19 protein-coding genes are annotated in these 18574 nt (G+C 69.4%); 8 read left to right on the forward strand and 11 right to left on the reverse strand.

Going from position 1 to position 18574, the window contains the following annotated elements; all coding sequences use genetic code 11:
• Positions 1-23 precede the first annotated feature (23 nt).
• The 6 genes from HBB12_RS21965 (at position 24) to HBB12_RS21990 (ending at position 8026) form a co-directional block, all read left to right on the forward strand.
• Positions 24-1184 (forward strand): ABC transporter substrate-binding protein, encoded by a 1161-nt coding sequence (locus tag HBB12_RS21965; RefSeq protein WP_236991298.1) that lies wholly within the window; start codon positions 24-26, stop codon positions 1182-1184.
• Between the two features lie 108 nt (positions 1185-1292).
• Positions 1293-2168 carry a branched-chain amino acid ABC transporter permease gene (locus HBB12_RS21970; RefSeq protein ID WP_236991299.1) on the forward strand — a complete coding sequence of 292 codons (876 nt, stop codon included), beginning with the start codon at positions 1293-1295 and terminating at the stop codon, positions 2166-2168.
• Positions 2165-3994, forward strand: a complete 1830-nt coding sequence (locus HBB12_RS21975) for a branched-chain amino acid ABC transporter ATP-binding protein/permease (protein WP_236991300.1) — start codon at positions 2165-2167, stop codon at positions 3992-3994. The genes HBB12_RS21970 and HBB12_RS21975 overlap by 4 nt, the downstream gene beginning before the upstream one ends.
• A gap of 16 nt (positions 3995-4010) precedes the next feature.
• A complete protein-coding gene (locus HBB12_RS21980; protein ID WP_236991301.1) occupies positions 4011-4754 on the forward strand; it encodes an ABC transporter ATP-binding protein in 744 nt (247 codons plus the stop codon).
• Positions 4755-5086: 332 nt separating this feature from the next.
• Entirely contained in the window at positions 5087-6640 is a 1554-nt protein-coding gene (locus HBB12_RS21985; protein ID WP_236991302.1) for a D-arabinonate dehydratase, read from the forward strand.
• An 84-nt stretch (positions 6641-6724) separates the two neighbouring features.
• The gene (locus HBB12_RS21990; protein WP_236991303.1) at positions 6725-8026 is read left to right on the forward strand and encodes an MFS transporter; all 1302 of its coding nucleotides are present in this window, start codon (positions 6725-6727) and stop codon (positions 8024-8026) included.
• A gap of 88 nt (positions 8027-8114) precedes the next feature.
• On the opposite strand, the gene HBB12_RS21995 is transcribed toward HBB12_RS21990, so the two are convergent.
• The 3 genes from HBB12_RS21995 to HBB12_RS22005 all read right to left on the reverse strand — a co-directional run bounded on the left by HBB12_RS21995 (position 8115) and on the right by HBB12_RS22005 (position 9367).
• Positions 8115-8834: a class I SAM-dependent methyltransferase gene (locus HBB12_RS21995; RefSeq protein WP_236991304.1), complete on the reverse strand. Its 720-nt coding sequence runs from the start codon at positions 8832-8834 to the stop codon at positions 8115-8117.
• A gap of 83 nt (positions 8835-8917) precedes the next feature.
• On the reverse strand, positions 8918-9055 hold the full coding sequence (locus tag HBB12_RS22000; protein WP_203155932.1) for a hypothetical protein: 138 nt from the start codon (positions 9053-9055) through the stop codon (positions 8918-8920).
• A 165-nt stretch (positions 9056-9220) separates the two neighbouring features.
• A complete protein-coding gene (locus HBB12_RS22005; protein WP_236991305.1) occupies positions 9221-9367 on the reverse strand; it encodes a hypothetical protein in 147 nt (48 codons plus the stop codon).
• 512 nt (positions 9368-9879) lie between these two features.
• Here HBB12_RS22005 and infA point away from each other — a divergent pair.
• On the forward strand, positions 9880-10158 hold the full coding sequence (infA, locus tag HBB12_RS22010; protein ID WP_048429304.1) for a translation initiation factor IF-1: 279 nt from the start codon (positions 9880-9882) through the stop codon (positions 10156-10158).
• 77 nt (positions 10159-10235) lie between these two features.
• Entirely contained in the window at positions 10236-10919 is a 684-nt protein-coding gene (rpe, locus tag HBB12_RS22015) for a ribulose-phosphate 3-epimerase (protein ID WP_236991306.1), read from the forward strand.
• A 79-nt stretch (positions 10920-10998) separates the two neighbouring features.
• On the opposite strand, the gene HBB12_RS22020 is transcribed toward rpe, so the two are convergent.
• The 8 genes from HBB12_RS22020 to HBB12_RS22055 form a co-directional block, all read right to left on the reverse strand.
• The gene (locus HBB12_RS22020; protein WP_236991307.1) at positions 10999-11388 is read right to left on the reverse strand and encodes a hypothetical protein; all 390 of its coding nucleotides are present in this window, start codon (positions 11386-11388) and stop codon (positions 10999-11001) included.
• Positions 11382-11570 (reverse strand): hypothetical protein, encoded by a 189-nt coding sequence (locus HBB12_RS22025; protein WP_236991308.1) that lies wholly within the window; start codon positions 11568-11570, stop codon positions 11382-11384. Before HBB12_RS22025 ends, HBB12_RS22020 begins: the two co-directional genes overlap by 7 nt.
• Positions 11567-11860 (reverse strand): hypothetical protein, encoded by a 294-nt coding sequence (locus HBB12_RS22030; protein ID WP_236991309.1) that lies wholly within the window; start codon positions 11858-11860, stop codon positions 11567-11569. Before HBB12_RS22030 ends, HBB12_RS22025 begins: the two co-directional genes overlap by 4 nt.
• 18 nt (positions 11861-11878) lie before the next feature.
• Positions 11879-14125: a DNA topoisomerase IV subunit A gene (gene parC / locus HBB12_RS22035; RefSeq protein ID WP_236991310.1), complete on the reverse strand. Its 2247-nt coding sequence runs from the start codon at positions 14123-14125 to the stop codon at positions 11879-11881.
• 108 nt (positions 14126-14233) lie between these two features.
• A complete protein-coding gene (recO, locus tag HBB12_RS22040; protein WP_236991311.1) occupies positions 14234-14974 on the reverse strand; it encodes a DNA repair protein RecO in 741 nt (246 codons plus the stop codon).
• 108 nt (positions 14975-15082) lie between these two features.
• Positions 15083-15745: an HAD family hydrolase gene (locus HBB12_RS22045; protein ID WP_236991312.1), complete on the reverse strand. Its 663-nt coding sequence runs from the start codon at positions 15743-15745 to the stop codon at positions 15083-15085.
• Positions 15746-15864: 119 nt separating this feature from the next.
• Entirely contained in the window at positions 15865-17433 is a 1569-nt protein-coding gene (locus tag HBB12_RS22050; protein ID WP_236991313.1) for a PAS domain-containing sensor histidine kinase, read from the reverse strand.
• 387 nt (positions 17434-17820) lie between these two features.
• Positions 17821-18552 carry an SGNH/GDSL hydrolase family protein gene (locus HBB12_RS22055; protein WP_236991314.1) on the reverse strand — a complete coding sequence of 244 codons (732 nt, stop codon included), beginning with the start codon at positions 18550-18552 and terminating at the stop codon, positions 17821-17823.
• Between the last annotated feature and the right edge of the window lie 22 nt (positions 18553-18574).

Raw genomic sequence — 18574 nt, forward strand, 5'->3', positions numbered from 1 at the left:
ATGTCCATGGGAGGAACATGCCGATGAGGACGACGCGCCGCGTTTTCCTGAAGAGTGCGGCCACGGTCGCGGCTGCCGGCGTCGTCGCGCCGTCGATCATCCGGCCGGCGAGCGCCCAGGGCGGCACCCTTCGCATCGGCATGGTGCTGCCGGTCACCGGGCCAGGCGCCGATGCCGGCCGGTTCGCGCTGAACGGCGCCAAGATCGCGCTCGAGGCCGTCAACAAGGCCGGCGGCGTGCTCGGCAAGCCGATGGAGATCGTCACCGAGGACGACCAGACCACCAATCCGGGCGCGGTGCTGGCCTTCTCCAAGCTCGCCTCGCAACCCGACCTCGTGGCGTTCCTCGGCTCGATCCGCTCGACCCAGAACCACGCCATGGCGCCGGACATCCTCAAGACCGGAAAGCCCGTGGCCTTCGGCGGCACCGATCCGGTGCTGACCCAGCTCGGCAACCCCTGGCTGTTCCGCTTCCGCCCGAACGACAGCTTCTCGGCCCGCGTCATCGCCGAGTACGGCGTGACCACGCTCGCCAAGAAGAAGTGGGCGATCATCCACTCGACCGACGCCTTCGGCACCAGCGGCGCCAAGGCGCTGACGGAGGCCCTCGGAAAGTCCGGCGCCACGGTGGCGCTCGACCAGGGCTATTCCAACCAGAGCCAGGACTTCACGCCGGTGGTGCTGGCGATCCGCCAGTCGGGCGCCGACGTGATCGGCTCCTACTTCACCTTCGAGAACGACCTCGGCATCTTCGCCCGGCAATTGCGCCAGCTCGGCGTCCAGGCGCCCTGGGTCGGCTCGGCCTCGATCGTCAACGTCACGGCGCTCAAGCTCGCCGGTCCCTCGCTCTACAACACCTACGGGGTGGCGGATTACGCGGAAGAATCGAGCGACGCGGCGCGCAACTTCGGCAAGGCCTACCGGGCGGTGATGAAGATCCCGCCGGACAACCAGTCCTCCTGGACCTTCGATGCCGTGACGGTGCTGGCCAAAGCCATCAACGCCGCCGGCAAGACCGACCCGAAGGCGATCCGCGAGGCCCTGCTCGCCATCCGCGGCCACGAGGGGGCGGAAGGGACCTACAACTTCGACCAGAACGGCGACGGCCTGCACGGCTACAACGTGGTGCGCAACGACAAGGGCAACATCGTCTTCGACAAGCGCATCGACTTCTACAAGGGCTGACCTGTCGGACGACCTGACCGGGACGGCCTTGCGCCGTCCCGACGCCGTCTCAGTCGCTGCGCCCCGCGCGGCGGCACGCTCCTCTTCATCCGATCGGGACGGGCCCGCATGGACCTCATCCTCCAGCTTCTGTTCACGGGAATCGGCATCGGCGCCGTCTACGCCCTCGTGGCGCTCGGCTTCGTGCTGATCTTCCGCGCCACCAACGTGGTGAACTTCGCGCAAGGCGAGTTCTCGATGGTCGCCGCCTTCCTGATGGTGGTCTTCGCCGTCGACCTGCAATGGCCGTACTGGCTGTCCTTCCTGCTCGCCATCGGCGGCATGGCCTTGCTCGGCGCGCTGTTCAACCTCGGCGTCTATTACCCCCTGCGCCACCGCACCTACCTGCCGGTGATCATCTCGACCATCGGCGCCTCGATCTTCCTCGCCAACACCACGCTCGCCCTCTACGGGCCGCAGCCGCAGGTGCTGCCGCCGGTCTTCGAGACGCAAGGCTTCCTAGTCGGCCCGGTCTACCTCGACACCCAGTACCTGCTGATCATCGCCGTGACCGCGGTGCTGGTGGCGTTCCAGTACTGGTTCTTCGAGCACACGCTCCTCGGCAAGAAGCTGCAGGCCACCTCCCAGGACAAGGAGATGGCGGCGTTGCTCGGCATCCCGGTCGCCGGGATGATCATGCTGACCTTCGTCTACAGTGCGGTCCTGGGCGGCATCGCCGGCATCCTGGTCGCGCCGGTTCTGTTCGTGTCGATCCAGATGGGCGGCACCATCGCGCTGAAAGCCTTTGCCGCCACCATCATCGGCGGCTTCGGCGACGTCACCGGGGCGATCATCGGCGGGCTCGCGCTCGGCATCATCGAGACCTTCGGCGCCGCCTACATCTCGGTGCCCTACAAGGACGCCTTCGCGTTCATCGTCCTCGTCGCCTTCCTGGCCCTGCGCCCGCAGGGCATCTTCGGCGAACGCATCGCGGAGAAAGCATGACCGGCTCCCCTCGCCCCGTCGCGGCGGACCCGGTGTCCGCCGCTCCCGCCCGCCGCTTCCCCGTCGGCACCCTCGCCTATGTCGCCCTGGTGGCGGTCGCGGTGTTCCTCGCCGTCACGACGCCGTTCAGCGGCTACGTGCTCAACATCCTGATGCAGGCCGCGACCTACGCCATCGCGGTGATCGGGCTCACGGTCGTGCTGGGTCTGTGCGGGCAGATCAACCTCGCCCAGGCCGCCTTCTTCGGCATCGGCGCCTACGCGGTCGGCCTCGGCACCGTCGATCTCGGGATCAGCTTCTGGCTCTGCCTGCCGATCGGCCTCGTCCTGGCGCTGGTCCTCGGCGCGGTGCTCGGGGCCTCGACGCTGCGCCTCGGCGGCCACTACCTCGCCATGGTGACGATCTCGTTCCAGCAGATCGTGACGCTGATCATGATCAACTGGATCCCGGTCACCCACGGGCCGGACGGCGTGCCGAACATCAAGCGCCCCGGTCTGTTCGCCGACGGCCAGAGCTACCTCGCACTCTGCATCGTCGTGCTGGCGGCGGTCGCCTACGCGGTCTGGCGGATGCCCAAGACCCGGCTCGGCCGCGCCATGCGGGCGGTGCGCGACAACGAACTCGCGGCGGGCGTCACCGGGATCGACATCTACCGCACCAAGGTGATGGCCTTCGCCATCGGGGCCCTGCTCGCGGGCCTCGGCGGCGGGCTGTTTGCCGGCAGCTTCACCTATATCAGCCCGGACCAGTTCTCCTTCGCCGAGTCGGTGGTGTTCCTCACCATGGCGCTCTTGGGTGGTGTCGGCTCGCCGGTCGGCGCGGTGATCGGCACCGGGCTGCTGATCCTGATCCCGGAATGGCTGCGCTTCCTCAAGGAGATCCCGGGCCTCTATCTCGCGATCTACGGGCTCGCCGTGATCCTGATCGTGGTGTTCATGCCGGAGGGCATCTGGGGCTTCCTCGGCGACCAGGTGAAGCGCCTGCGGCCGCAGAAAGCCGCTCCGCCGCGGGCCCAGGATCTGACGCTGACGCAAGAGGCGGCCTCCGCCGCCCCGGTGCTCCAGGTCGAGGGGCTGTCGAAGCATTTCGGCGGCCTGAAGGCGGTCGACGAGGTGAGCTTCACGGTGGCTCGCGGCGGCATCCACGCGCTGATCGGCCCGAACGGGTCGGGCAAGACCACGACGCTCAACGTCCTGTCGGGCCTCTACACCCCGACCGGCGGACGGGTGCGGCTCGACGGGCAGGACATCACCCGCTTCGCCCCGCACCGCCGCGCGGCGTCTGGCCTCGGGCGGACGTTCCAGAACATCCGCCTGTTCCGCTCGATGAGCGCGCTGGAGAACGTGGTGATCGGCGCCGAGCGGCCGGGCAACGGCATCGTCGCCCAGGACCGCGCCGCGCTGGAGGCGCGGGCGCGCGCCGCTCTCGCCTTCGTCGGGCTGGAGGGGCGGGCCGACGAGCCGATCTCGTCCTTCTCCTACGGGCACCAGCGCCTCGTCGAGATCGCCCGGGCGCTCGCCGGCAACCCGGTGCTGCTCCTCCTCGACGAGCCGGCGGCGGGCCTGAATTCCAGCGAGAAGAACGCGCTGACCGTGCTTCTGCGCCGGATGGCCGCCAAGGGCCTGACCATCCTGATCATCGACCACGACATGACCCTGGTGAGCGACGTGGCGAGCCACATCACGGTGCTGAATTTCGGTCGGCGCATCGCCGACGGGGTGACGGCCACGGTGTTGCGCGAGCCGGCGGTGATCGAGGCCTATCTCGGCCAGGAATCGACCGACGGGCCGACTATCGGCCTCAAGACCGACCTCGCGACGGCCTGAGACGCAGGAGACACGGATGGCACTCCTGGAAATCCGCGACCTGACCGTGCGCTACGGCGAGATCGAGGCCGTGCGCGGCATCTCGTTCTCGGTCGAGGCCGGCGAGGTCGTGACGCTGCTGGGCTCCAACGGGGCCGGCAAGTCGACCACGCTCAAGACCATCTCGGGGCTGGTGAAGCCCGCCGGCGGCGAGGTTTTGTTCGAGGGACAATCGCTGCTGGGCTTGAACCCCGAGGAGATCGTGCGCCGCGGCGTGGCGCATGTGCCGGAGGGTCGCCGGGTGTTCCCGGGCCTCACGGTGCGCGAAAACATCATGCTCGGCGCCTCGAACCGGAAGGGGCTCTCGACCCGCCAGATCAAGGACGAGGCGGAGGGCATGTTCGAGCTCTTCCCCGACATCCGCCGCTTCGGCGACGCGCTTGGCTGGACGCTCTCGGGCGGCCAGCTCCAGATGGTGGCTTTGGCCCGCGGGCTGATGGCCAAGCCCCGCATCCTGCTCCTCGACGAGCCCTCGCTGGGCCTCGCCCCGGTGATCGTGCAGGCGGTGTTTTCCATCATCGCCGAGGTGCGCCGGCGCGGCACCACCGTGCTCCTCGTCGAGCAGAATGCCCGCATGGGCCTCTCGGTCGCCGATCGCGGCTACGTGCTGGAGACCGGGCAGCTGGTGCTCAGCGGTGCGCCGCAGGACCTGTGGGCCAACGACGACATCCGGGCGGCGTATCTCGGCGGGCGGGCCAAGGCGGAGGCGCTGGCGCATTGAGGACGAGGTCGCAGGTGCGGTAGCGACGGCCGTGCGCACCCAACCCTCCCCCCTCCGCGGGGGAGGGTGGCCTGCGGAGCAGGCAGGGAGAGGGGACGCCGCTTCCGGCGCGGTCGCGACCATGGTGACGAGCGCCAACCCAGAATCGTCGCGCTGCCCCTCTCCCGACCCCTGCTGACGCAGGGACCACCCTCCCCCGCAGAGGGGGGAGGGCTCATGCTCTCAACCGCCGCTCACGCACCCGAGCATCCTGCTGTACCGTGCTCGACACCATTCCAGACCGCTCCAAGCGGCCGTATCATTCAAAGACGTTTCCCCAAAAGGTCCCACCCATGTCCGCCCCCACCCCGCTCCACCCCACCAACCCCCGCATCGTGCGCCTTGCCCACGAGGACAACGTCGTGGTGGCGGTGGACCCGATCGTGCCCGGCGCCGTCGTCGAGGGCGTGACCGCCTCGGCCCGCGTGCCGCGGGGCCACAAATTCGCGGTGGTGCCGATCGCCGAGGGCGCGCCGATCCGCAAGTTCGGCCAGATCATCGGTTTCGCCAGCCGTGCCATCGCGCCGGGCGAATGGGTCCACGAGCACAATGTGGGCCTCGGCGAGGACAAGGGCGACTTCGCGCGTGACTACCGCTTCTGCGAGGAGGCACGTCCCGTCGCGATGGCGCCGGAGGCGCAACGCGCCACCTTCGAGGGGTACCGCCGGGCCGACGGCAAGGTCGGGACCCGCAACTATGTCGGCGTGCTCACCTCGGTGAACTGCTCGGCCACCGTGGCCCGCTTCATCGCGGAAGAGGCCCGCCGCTCCGGCCTCCTCGACGAGTTCCCAGGGATAGACGGCATCATCCCGCTCACCCACGGCACCGGCTGCGGCTACGACATCCAGGGCGAGGGCGCCGACATCCTCAAGCGGACGCTCTGGGGCTACGCCGCCAACCCGAACATGGGCGGGGTGATCATGGTGGGCCTGGGCTGCGAGGGCCTGCAGATCGACCGCTGGAAGCGCGCCTACGGCATCGAGGAGAGCGAGACCTTCCGCAGCTTCACCATCCAGGACAGCGGCGGCACGCGGCGCACCATCGAGGCCGGCATCGCGGCGCTCCGCGAGATGCTGCCCGCCGTCGCGAAGGCCAAGCGCGAGACCGTGCCGGCCTCCGAGCTGATGCTGGCGCTGCAATGCGGCGGCTCGGACGGCTATTCGGGCATCACCGCCAATCCGGCCCTCGGCGCCGCGGTCGACCGGCTGGTGGCCGAGGGCGGCACTGCGATCCTGTCCGAGACGCCGGAGATCTACGGCGCCGAGCACCTGCTGACGGCGCGGGCCGCCACGCCGGAGATCGGCCACAAGCTCGTCGAGATGATCCACTGGTGGGAGGCCTACACCGCCCGCAACGGCGGCGAGATGAACAACAACCCTTCCCCCGGCAACAAGGCCGGCGGGCTCACCACCATCCTGGAAAAGTCGCTCGGCGCCACCGCCAAGGGCGGCTCGACGACGCTGACCGGCGTCTACCGCTACGCCGAGCCGGTGACCGCCAAGGGCTTCGTCTACATGGACACGCCCGGCTTCGATCCGGTGGCCGCCACCGGCCAGGTCGCGGGCGGCGCCAACGTGCTGTGCTTCACCACCGGCCGCGGCTCGGCCTATGGCTGCAAGCCGACCCCGTCGATCAAGCTCGCCACCAACAGCGAGATGTACCGGCGGATGCAGGACGACATGGACATCGATTGCGGCGACGTGCTCGACGGCGTCTCGATCGAGGAGAAGGGCCGCCAGATCTTCGAGACCGTCCTGCGGGTCGCCTCGGGCGAGCGCACCAAGTCCGAGGGCTTCGGCTACGGCGATGCCGAGTTCGTGCCCTGGCAGATCGGTGCGGTGATGTAGCCGGCGCGATATGGCGGCGGCGGCCGAACCGTTCTAAGGGGCGCTCCGGGGCACAAGGACAAGAACGCCCCGGAGGACACCACGATGACACCGGATGTGAGCAGCGGGAGCGATCTCACCCGCCGCCAATGGAAGATGACGCTGCTCGCGAGCCTGGGCGGCGGGCTCGAGTACTACGACTTCATCGTCTACGGGATCTTCGCCAAGGACATCGCCGCCGCCTTCTTCCCGGCGAGCGATCCGGTTGCGGCGCTCACCCTGTCGCTGGCGGTGTTCGCGGTCGGCTACCTCGCCCGGCCGCTCGGCGGGCTGGTCCTGAGCCATTTCGGCGACCGCTACGGCCGCAAGACCGTGTTCGTGGTCACCGTCTTCACCATGTCGGCCTGCACGCTCGGCATGGGTCTGGTGCCGGCTTACGCCGCCTGGGGCGTGTGGGCGACCCTGCTCCTCGTGCTATTGCGCTTCGTGCAGGGGCTGTGCATCGGCGGCGAATTGCCCGGCGCCATCACCTTCGTGGTCGAGACCGCCTCGCGCCGGCCGGGACTCGCTTGCGGCATCGTCTTCTGCCTCGTCAATGGCGGCGTGCTGCTCGCAGCCCTCGTCAACCTCGCCCTGCAATCCTGGCTGCCGCCCGCCATGATGGCGGAATACGGCTGGCGCATCGCCTTCCTGTTCGGCGGCGTGGTCGGGCTCGTCAGCTTCGTGCTGCGGCGCAGCTTGGAAGAAACGCCCGAATTCCTTCGCCTCCAGCACCGCGCCTCGCGCCGGCCGATCGGCGAGGTGCTGCGCGACCATCGCCGCCCGGTGCTTCTCGGCATCGGCATCGTCGCGCTGACGGCGGGCTTCAACGGCATCCTGTTCGCCCACATGCCGGCCTACCTGATCCAGGTGCTCAAGTATCCGCCCAAGACCGTGGCGATGGCGATGAACGTCGCGCTGTTCGCCATGTCGGCCTCGCTGCTCTTCGCCTCGTTCTTCGCCGACCGCGTCCCGCCGCGCCGGCTGATGCAGGTCTCCGCGCTCGTCATCCTGATCGGGGTGATCCCGGCCTACCAGGTTCTGGCGCGGGGCGACGCGAACCTGTTCCTGGTCCTGCCGCTCCTCACCATGGCGGTGGCCGGGGCCAATGGCAGCTTCGCCTTCCTGCTCGCCGGGCTGTTTCCCACCCGGGTGCGGTTCAGCGGCGTCGCGCTGTCGCTCAATCTCGGCTTCACGCTGCTCAGCGGCCTCGGGCCGCTCGCCGCCAACGCGCTGATCGGCGCCACCGGCTGGAATGCGGCACCGGGCCTGATCATCGCCGCCTCCGCGCTGATCGGCCTCGCGGTGGCGAGCCGTCTCTCCGACCGGCCGGCAACGCTGACCGAGGCGGTGCCGGCTTCCGGCTAAGCGGAGGATCAGGCCGGGCCAAGGGCAGCCGGGATCGGGCCACGGCCGTCAGGCCGGGCCAAGGGCAGCCGGGATCGGGCCACGGCCGTCAGGCCGGGCCCGGGGCGAGCCGGGTGAGCCAGGCACCCCAGAACAGGCTGGAGAAGAAGCGCAACGGCGGCGCAAAGCCGGTCTCGCGGAGCAGGTCGGCCACTGCCTGCTCCGATGGCGGCGGGTCCGCCTCCAGGATCCTCGCCCGCCTGGCGACGATCTCCGCCGGCCCCGCCCCGTGCTGGCGCCAGCGCTCGCCCCAGGCGGCGAGCAGCAGCGGCTGGCTCGCATAGGGGCAGTGGTTGCAGGCGAGGATCAACGGCGCGCCCGGGCGCAGGCGCCGGGCGATCGCCGCCAGGATCGCCCGCTTCGCCCTGTCCCCCGCCAGATGATGGAGCACCCCGATCAGGGTCGCGGCGTCGAAGGCCGCCTCATCCGGCAGGTCGGCGAGGGTCCCGAGCACGGTCTCGGTGCGGGCGCCGAAGCCGGTCTCCTCCAGGCGGGTGCGGGTGAGGGCCAGCATCGGCTCTGATGGATCGACGGCGGTGAAGCGCCAGAGCGGCTCCAGCCCCGCCGCGGTGACGATTTCCTTCGCCCCGCCACCCGCGCCGACCACCAGCACCCGCGCCGTGCGGCCCGATCCGAGGGCGGCGGCCAGCATGCAGGCGGCGAGTTCGTGGCAGGCCTCGTAGCCGGCAAGCGCGATGCGGCTCTGCTGTTCGTAGTCCCCGGCGCGGGAGGCGTCGAAGTGTCCGGTGACGGCGTGCGCGATGGTCACGGGCGGGCTCCGGTCGTGGAACGGGCCTGTGAGTTGGGCGCGATCGGCGCCGGGGCGCAAGGGAGCGGAAAGGGGCCGCGCCCTCATCCCTCCGGATGACGTTCGCGCCAGCGCGGGCCGGGGCCGCGCATGTAGTGCAGCTCGGGACGGTAGGGATCCATGATCTCCGCGACGAGGTCCCGCCAACGCTGGGTGAGGCGTCCGACGAAAGCCATCAGCATGGAACCGTCCTCCTGCGCGCGTATCGCCTCGCGGTCGAGCCAGGCAGGGATCGTGCCGGCCGTTCGTTGCGAAACTCTTGCCGGACAGCCTGGTCCGGAGCTTTGGCGAGAGTGCGACGGCGGCGTGGGCAGCGTGAGGCAGGATTTCGTCGGGGTGAGATCGCGTTACGGCAGGATCCCGGCGAGCTTCAGCCCGCCCGCGGCGATCACCGCCAGTACCACCCCCCAGAGGTCGAGGGGCATCGCGGCCCACCAGGCGGTGCTCTCGGCGCGCGGCAGCGGCGCGCCCTGCGTCCGTGCGACGTCGTGCATGGTCGTCTCCTCGTGCAGCGTCCTCCGGGAGCCCGTCTGGTGCGGGCCTCCCTGCACGAAACTACAGCAAGGCGCCTCGCTTCGCAGCAGAAAGGCCAGGAAACGGCCACGGGCCGGCGCTCAAAGATGCGCCGCCGGCAACGGATGCCGATCGAACGGGCAGCTTATCCATGCGGCGACATCCGGCGTAATCCGGCTGTCCCGGGCGGAGCGCAGGCCCTCCCCCGTGCGCTCGACGCCTTGCGCGGCTTGGCCTGGCCTGGCCTGGCGGGGGACAGGGCTGCGCGAAGTGCAAGGATCGCGCCTGTCCCGATGACGAAGCCGTGTGTTCGTCACGGGCTCGGCTTGCGCGTCCCATCGCCTCACCTTACATGCACAGCGAGCGTTACAAGGCCATCAGCGCGCCCGGCATCTCGGCCGAGCACCCGTACGGCCGGGCGCGTCGCGATCAGATTTTGACAATGTGCTCCCGGTGGCGCCGACCGCGACGGCGACCCGGGTGGAGAGTGTGAATGGCGAAAGAAGAGTTGATGCAGTTCGACGGTCTCGTGCTCGAGATCCTGCCGGACGCGCGTTACCGCGTGCAGCTCGACCAGGGCCACGAGATCGTGGCCTACACGGCCGGCAAGATGAAGAAGAACCGCATCAAGACTCTGGCCGGCGACCGCGTCACCGTCGAGATGTCGCCCTACGACCTGGAGAAGGGCCGTCTGGTGTTCCGCCACAAGGACGAGCGCTCTTCGGGCCCGCGTCCGCCGTTCCGCGGCGGCAGCCAGTTCCGCCGGCGCTGATCGTCCGTCCATAGACCTGTGTCTGCGCGGGGCTGGGGTGAGAACCCTGGCCTTTTGCGCGTTTCAAGAGGCCTGCCATGACCCGTCCCCTGGTGATTGCCCCCTCGATCCTGTCGGCCGACTTCGCCCGGCTCGGCGAGGAGGTCCGCGACGTGGTCGCGGCCGGGGCCGACTGGGTCCATATCGACGTGATGGACGGGCATTTCGTGCCCAACATCACCTTCGGCCCCGTCGTGGTGAAGGCGCTGCGCCCGCACACGAGTGCGGTCTTCGACGTCCACCTGATGATCGCGCCGGCCGACCCGTATCTGGAGGCCTTCGCGGAGGCCGGGGCCGACATCATCACGGTCCACGCCGAGGCGGGTCCCCACCTGCACCGCTCGCTCCAGACCATCCGGGCGCTCGGCAAGAAGGCGGGCGTGGCGATCAACCCGGGCTCCCCGGCGAGCCTCGTCGAGCCGGTGCTCGACATGGTCGATCTCGTGCTGTGCATGACCGTCAATCCGGGCTTCGGCGGCCAGAGCTTCATCGGCTCGGTCTGCGAGACGGTGTCCCGGGTGCGCGCCATGACCGCCGGCCGCGACATCGACATCGAGGTCGACGGCGGCGTGACGGCGGAGACCGCGCCGGCGGTGGTGAAGGCAGGAGCCAACGCCCTCGTCGCGGGTTCGGCCACCTTCAAGGGTGGGCGCGAGGCCTATGCACCCAATATCGCGGCGATCCGCCGGGCGGCGGAGGGGGCTGCGGGGCAGTGGGTGTAGAATCGGCCCGCGGTCAGTCAGACACCCCTGCCGAGCGACCGGCCGCCCTGCACTACCAGAGGGATCGGAATGGTGCTCTCTACAAGGCAGCGGATATCCCGGCCCGATGCCATCGTCGCGCCAGTCCGGCAAAGAGCGGTGGAGCGAGGAGCAGAGCCACGGCCGCCGCTCCGCTCTCCCACAGCAGGGACAGCGATCCTTCCCGCCGAATCTCGTCGAACCATTCCCAGACCGTCCAGAACCCGATCTGACCCCAGATCAGGGTGACCGTCCACACCAGCAACCACCGGCGACCTCCGCTCGCCGCCGCGAGGGCGGTCAGAAGCAGCAGGACGCAGGTGACGATCCAGTACTCTGCGTGTGTCTCGTCGACCTTGTCCGACACTTCAGCGAATGCCGGGCCGACCGTGAAGATGACCGCCAGAACGATGGAGGCGCGACCGGCCATCCGCATTCCGATGGTCAGCACCGAGCCACCCGCCTCACCGCTCCAGGATGCGCCTGCCGGCCCCGGGGTGGCGCGGCCTCGGCCCGGGCCGTCCGCCGGTCGAGCCGGGCGGCGGAGCGGCGCAACGTCATCACGCCGAGAACAGCCGCGCCTCCGACGAGGCACGGCACCAGGACCAGGGCGTAGGTCGTCAGGCTCATCATCGCAGATTCGTCAACGTCAGCCTCGCACCGAAGTGTAGACCAACGCCGAGCACGAACCAAACGGCCATCAGGGCGAGGGCGGGCGCAGTGACGCGGCCCGTCGCCATGGCGGCGGTGAGGGGTGCGACGATCCCCGTGATGGCAAAGCCCGCCGCGCCGATATTCATCAGGTTGGCGGTGAGCTTCACCTGCTCGTTATGGACGAGGATGTCGCGGGCGAGCAGGACCCGCTCGCGCTCCTCGTCGCCCTTGTCCTCACCCTCTCCGACGGATTGCGGCCCGCTCGCCATGCGCGATCCGGGCCCCGGTCACGGGCGGCCGGATTTGGGGTAGCCCCGCGGCGCCATCGCCCCGGTGCCGCCGCGATGGCCGACCCACTTCGCCAGGTCGTCGCCGGCCTCGCTGCGGGTGCGCCCGGCACTGTCGGGCCAGGTCAGGCCATCGGCGAGGCTGAAGATCACGACCGAGTCGAGGGTGGCGTCGCGGTATTTCTGCAACCGCACGCCCTTGCCGCGGACCATCTCGGGGATCTCCGCGAGGGGGAAGACCGTGAGCAGGCGGTTGGTGCCGCAGACCGCGACGTGGTCGCCCTCCCCGACCTCGACGACGAGGCTCGCCGTCGCCGGGTCGTCGAGGCCGATCACCTGCTTGCCCTTGCGGGTATTGGCGACGAGCCCGTCCGCCGGGGTGACGAAGCCGCGCCCGTCGGTGGTGGCGAGCAGGAGCTTCACCCCGGGCTTGTGCGCCCAGACGGTGACGATCTCCGAGCCCTCGTCCATGTCCACCATCAGGCGGATCGGATCGCCGAAGCCGCGCCCGCCCGGGAGCTTGGCGGCCTCCAACGTGAAGACCTTGCCGTTCGAGGCCAGCACCAGGATCTTGGCCGTCGTCTCGGTCGGGAAGCTCACTTTCAGGGTGTCGTCGCCCTTGAACTGCACGGCCGAGAGGTCGGCGACATGGCCCTTGAGCGCCCGGATCCAGCCTTTCTGCGAGACGATCACGGTGATCGGCTCGCGCTCGACCATCGCCTCCGAGAAATCGATGCCGGAGGTGTCGGGCGGGTTCTCCAGCGTGGTGCGGCGACGGCCGAGCGGGGTCTCGGGGCCGTAGGTCTTGCGCACCGTCCGGATCTGGGTCGCGATCGACTTCCACTGCTTGTCGTCGGAGGCCATCAGGCCGTCGAGATCGGCCTTCTCCTTCGTCAGCGCGTCGTGCTCGCGCTTCAGCTCCATCTCCTCCAGCTTGCGCAAGCTGCGCAACCGCGTGTCGAGGATGGCGTTGGCCTGCAATTCGGTCAGCTCGAAGACCCGCATCAGCTCGGCCTTCGGCTCGTCCTCCTCGCGGATGATCTGGATCACCCGGTCGAGGTCGAGATAGACGATGAGCAGGCCGCCGAGGATTTCGAGCCGGCGCTCGATCTGGGCGAGGCGGTGGCGCGAGCGGCGCTGCAGCACGACCCGGCGATGGTCGAGCCATTCGCGCAGGGCTTCGGCGAGGCCGATCACCCGCGGGACCGTGCCGCCGACCAGCACGTTCATGTTCAGCGAGATGCGGCTTTCCAGCTCCGTGAGCCGGAACAAGGATTCCATCATCACCACGGGATCGACGGTCCGCGAGCGCGGCTCCAGCACCACCCGCACGTCCTCGGCCGATTCATCGCGCACGTCGGCGAGCAGCGGCAGCTTCTTCTCCTGCAGCAGCTCGGCCATCTTCTCAATCAGCCGGGCCTTCGGCACGCCGTAGGGGATCTCGGTGACGACCACCGCCCAGGTGCCGCGGCCGAGATCCTCCTTCTGCCAGCGCGCCCGGACCCGGAAGCCGCCGCGCCCGGTGCGGTAGGCCTCGGCGATCGAGGCCGCGGAATCGGTGATGATGCCGCCGGTCGGGAAGTCCGGGCCCTTGACGAAGGTGGTCAGTTGCTCGGAGGTCGCCGAGGGGTGGGTGATGAGGTAGAGCGCGGCCTCGCAGAGTTCGGCCACGTTGTGCGGCGGGATCGAGGTCGCCATGCCGACGGCGATGCCCTGCGAGCCGTTGGCCAGGAGGTTCGGGAAGGCCGCCGGCAGGACGACCGGCTCCTCTTCCTGCCCGTCGTAGTTCGGGCGGAAATCGACCGCGTCCTCGTCCATCCCCTCGAGAAGGAGACGGGCGACCTCGGTCATCCGGCACTCGGTGTACCGCTGGGCCGCCGGGTTGTCGCCGTCGATATTGCCGAAATTGCCCTGGCCGTCGACCAGCGGATAGCGCTGGGCGAAGTCCTGGGCGAGGCGCACGAGCGCATCGTAGACCGCGACGTCGCCGTGGGGATGGTACTTACCGATCACGTCGCCGACGACGCGGGCGCATTTCTTGTAGGCGCTGCCGGGATCGAGGCGCAAAAGCCGCATCGCGTGCAGGATGCGCCGGTGCACGGGCTTGAGGCCGTCGCGGGCATCGGGCAGTGCCCGGTGCATGATGGTCGAGAGCGCGTAGGCGAGGTAGCGCTCCTCCAGCGCCGCCTTCAGGTCGACGTTCTCGATCCCGTCGCGGTCGGAGGGTGGCTCGAAGGGCTTTCCCATGGGCGGACGTCAACTCACGATTTCGGCGTTCTCAAGATGAGAACATAACACGAACATGCAGCGATGGCCAGGAGGGCGATACAACCTCTCCGCGCAATCGAACACGGCTCAACCCGACCCGGCGGTACTCAAGCCGACGAACCGCACCCGCTCCTCCGGCTCGGCCACGTCGCGCGGACCCCAGATGTGCTGGTCGAGGAAATATCCCGTTAAGGTAAAGCCTTGCTTGACCTCCCGGGCGGTCGGCACGTTGAGACCGCGGCGGTCGGCCCGATCGACCAGGAAGTCGGGCAGCGCCAGCAGCCGGTCGCGCCAGGGCTCGCCGGCCGCCGCGCTCACCGCCCGCCCGCTCTTCGGCGAGACGTAGGCGAGGTATTCGTTGGTGCCGGTGGCGGCGCAGGCCGAGAGGTCGAGGCCGAAGCCGAGCTCGGCGAGCATCGCCAGCTCGAACCGCACCATCAGGGCGGGGGCGATCTCGGGCTCGTGCAGATGCGCGATCAGCACCTTGGCGACTGCGAACAGGGCCGGATGGGGATCACGCTCAGGGAGAAGCCGCAGCAGCCCCGCGGCGTAGCCGATGCCGTAGAGGGCGAGGCGCGAGCCGATCAGCCGCGCGCTGGCGCTCTCAATCGGCTCGACCGCGTAGGCGCCCAATCCCTCGTCGAGCCGGGCCCGCCACACCGCCCGCACCAGGTTGCCGGGCTGGAGCACCGGCTGCATCCGCCGCGAGCGCCCGCCATGCACGAGGCCGAGATGGCGGCCGTGCTCGGCCGTCATCAGTTCGAGGACGACGCCGGTCTCGCCGTGCCGCCGCGCCCCGAGAACCAGCCCGTCATCCGTCCATTGCATGACGTGTCAATAGCCGGTCGGGCGCCGGAACTGAACCGGGTTTCGAGATCGAACCCGATCGGCTCGCACCCGCCAGGCGCAACGTCGACCTTGAGGGTTCTGATGTCCTTATTCGAGCATTCGTCGAACTTCGTGCAGGTCGAGCACGACACGATGGCAGAGACGCCGCATCTCGTCAGTGGCAGGAAGAAGGTCAGGAACCATCACGGTGCACATGCCCGCCGCCGCAGCTGATCGCACTCCGTTGTGAGAATCTTCTAAAGCCAAGCACTCTTCAGGCTTAACGCCCAACACCTCAGCGGCTCGCAGGAAGGGGTCAGGAGCCGGCTTACCATGCACGTAATCGCCAGAGGCGACGATCGCCTCGAATCGACCGTCCAAGCTATGCAGCGCCAGATTGTATTTCACATCGCGTCGACTTGAAGACGTGCAAATGGCGCGAGGCAAGCCTAGGGCGTCGAGCCGAGCCAGCAAATCCAATACCCCTGGCTTCAAGGCGAGCGCGCTTCTCATGCCGAGAAAATGGCGTTCCCACACGGCATCGAACATCTCCACGCCATCGTGTGAGCCGATACGTTCTTGGAGTAACGCGCGGTTCGCAGACGAGGGTCGTCCGACCAAAGTGAGGAAGTCCTCTGTCGTGAACCCGTGCCCGAGTTCCTCCGACGCAGCCATCATGGCGTTGTGAGCGAGTAACTCGCTGTCGAACAGGAGCCCGTCCATGTCGAAGATCACGGCGGCCGGTAGCGCCGACATGCCTGTCGCGGTCATCTGAATGTTGCCCTTGTTTGCGCCAGTTTTTGCATGGCATAGCTGAATGACAGCTTTGCAAGCCCAGCGGACCTTCGAGGCGTCGAGGCGAGCCGATTCGCCCCGCCGCTACCGGCGCTCTAAGCCGGCGGCAACGTCACGGAAAACCAGATCCGCGTGCCGCGCCCCGGTTCGCTCGACACGCCGATCTGCCCGCCCATCAGCTCGACGAGGTGGCGGCAGATGACGAGGCCCAGCCCGCTGCCGCCGAAGCGGCGCCGAATCGATTCGTCGCCCTGGCCGAAGGGCACGAACAGCCGTTCCTGCTGCGCCGCCGACATGCCGATGCCGGTGTCGCTCACCGTGAACAGCAGCCGGCCCGCGCCGCCGCGACCGGTATCCGGCCCCACCGCCAGGGCGACCCGGCCGGCCGGCGTGAACTTCACCGCGTTGGTGAGGAGGTTGAGCAGGACCTGGCGCAGGCGCCCGACATCGCCCAGCACCAGGGTGGGGGTGGCGGGATCGCGCAGGACCTCCACCGCCACGCCCTTGCGGGAGGCCGCACCCCGGGCGACCTCGGCGGTGCCGGCCAGGAGGTCGGCGAGCAGGAAGGGCTCCGGATCGAGGGCGACCTGGCCCGCCTCGATCTGCGCCACGTCGAGCACGTCGTCGACGACCCGCATCAGGATCTCGCCGGCCTCCTGGACGGCGGCGAGGTGGCGCAGGGTTTCTGGCTCGCGCGAGCGGCTGAGCATGTGCTCGGTATAGCCGAGGACCGCGTTGAGGGGATTGCGGATCTCGTGGCTCATCATCGCCAGGAAATCCGACTTGGCGCGGTTGGCCTGCTCGGCCCCGTCCTTGGCGTGGGAGAGCGCCTGCTCGGCCCGCTTGCGGGCGGTGATGTCGAGGGTGAGGCCGACGATGCGCCCGCTCAGGCCGTGCGCGTCATCGAGGACGCGTCCTAGGCTCTGAATCCACCGGACGGCGCCGTGCTCGGCGGTCACCCGGACATCGACCGAGAACGGGGTGCGGGTGGTGACGGCCTTGGTGACCGCGTCCCACAGCATGGCGCGGTCGTCGGCATGGACGAGCCCGGTCCAGGCCGAGGAGGTGATGATGCAGGCCTGCGCCGAGAGGCCGTGCAGGCGCGCGCCCTCCGCCGAGAGCGAGAGCGCGCCGGTGCGCATGTTCCAGTCCCACAGGCCGACGCCGGCGGCCTTGTGGGTCAGGAGCAGCAGGTTGGTGGTGGCCTCGAGCGCCTGGTTGTCGGCCACGACGTCGTCGACGTCGGCGGCCGTCATCATCCAGCCGGTGATGCCCGCGCCCTCGCGGATCGGCACCACGTCGGTCTGGTGCCAGTGCCAGCGCCCGCTGGTGTCGCGCAGGCGGATCGTCAGGTCGTAGGGCTGGCCCGACCGGATGGCGGAGCTGCGCGCCACCGCCGCCCGGGCGCGGTCCTTGGGGTGGATCACGCTGTCCCAGCCGTCGGGCTCGCCGAGGCTGGTGCCGATCTCCCGCGCCGCCCGGTTAGCGAAGCGCACCACCCCGTCGCGGTCGAGCATCCAGATCTTCTGCGGCAACGCGTCGAGGATCAGGCGCGACGGCAGCCCGCTCATCCCCGGCTCGCTCTCCGGCAGCGCACGGCCGAGGGCATCGTCCGGTCTGTCCACCGGGATACCCGCGATCGGATGCGCGGTCCGCGCCGTCATCAGCTCTCCTGGCGATCGCGCCGAGCGTGGGATGGCCGGCGCCCGCGCGGCAGGCCGGCGCGACCCCTGTCACGCCTCAGCCGCCACCCGCACCCAGCCGAATCGGGTAAATCCCGAGTCCTGCTTCTGCTAACCTAAGGACGCGTTTTGTCCAAGAGCCAGACACCGACTTCGAAAGCTTTCCTGGGCAAAATCGCCAACGACCCATGATCTGCCAGAGCGTCACGCAAATCATCTTGGCACTTGGCTCCACGGGACGCCGAATAGGGTGGCGCGCAGAGTGGAGGCGCGTCTGCACAGTCCTAGGTAGTGCCACCGCGGAGGAAGGCACCTTTAAATCAAGTAAACCGTACAATCGTCGGTGGATCGACCTCCCGAGGCGCCAGGTCAGCGCGCGCGTCCCGGGAGATCGGGGCAAGCCGCCGCCTCGAGGCGCGCGGCGATGCGGTCCCGCGCCGCCGGGTCGAGGCCGAGATGGACGCCGTCCGGCGACCGGCTCGAGGAGGCCGGGTCGCGCAGGTCGGCATAGGCGTCGACGAAGCGGCAGCCGGCCCGGGCGCATTCCTCCGACAGGATCGCCGTATAGGCCGGCGCGGCCTCGACGTCGTAGAACTTCGCCACGCCGGGACGGCCGGCATCGAAGGGCGGCACCGCGGTGACGACGACGCGCCGGGCCCGGGGCACGAGTTCGGAGAACAGGCCCCGGGCCTCCGTGCGGAACTGCGCCGTGGCCGCGTCGGGATCGCCGGAGCGCTGGCGCCGGGTGAGGTCGTTGGTGCCGATGGTCACCACGATCGCCTCCGGCGGCCGCGGCAGGTCGATCCATCCCGCGACGGCGCGCAGGCCGGAGATCCGCGTGCCCGCGATGGCGGCGTCGATGGCGGGATGGCCGCACAGGGCCGGCAGGTACAGGCGCTCCATCTGCGAGTCGCCGAGGAGCAGGCTGTAGGGGCCCTCAACCTGCTTGAGCACGCCGGAGACCGCGAAGGCCCGGGCCTCGCGGAACGCCGCCACCCCCTGCCCTGCCCCGGACTTGTGCCGGACAACCAGGACAGCGGCGAGGCCGGCCGCCAGCAGGGCCGCGACCAGGCCGATTCCGATCTTCGTTCTCGTCTGCACGCGCCCTCGCGTCCGGTCCCGA

Origin of the sequence: Methylobacterium sp. SyP6R, from assembly GCF_019216885.1 — a bacterium.
Taxonomy (GTDB): domain Bacteria; phylum Pseudomonadota; class Alphaproteobacteria; order Rhizobiales; family Beijerinckiaceae; genus Methylobacterium.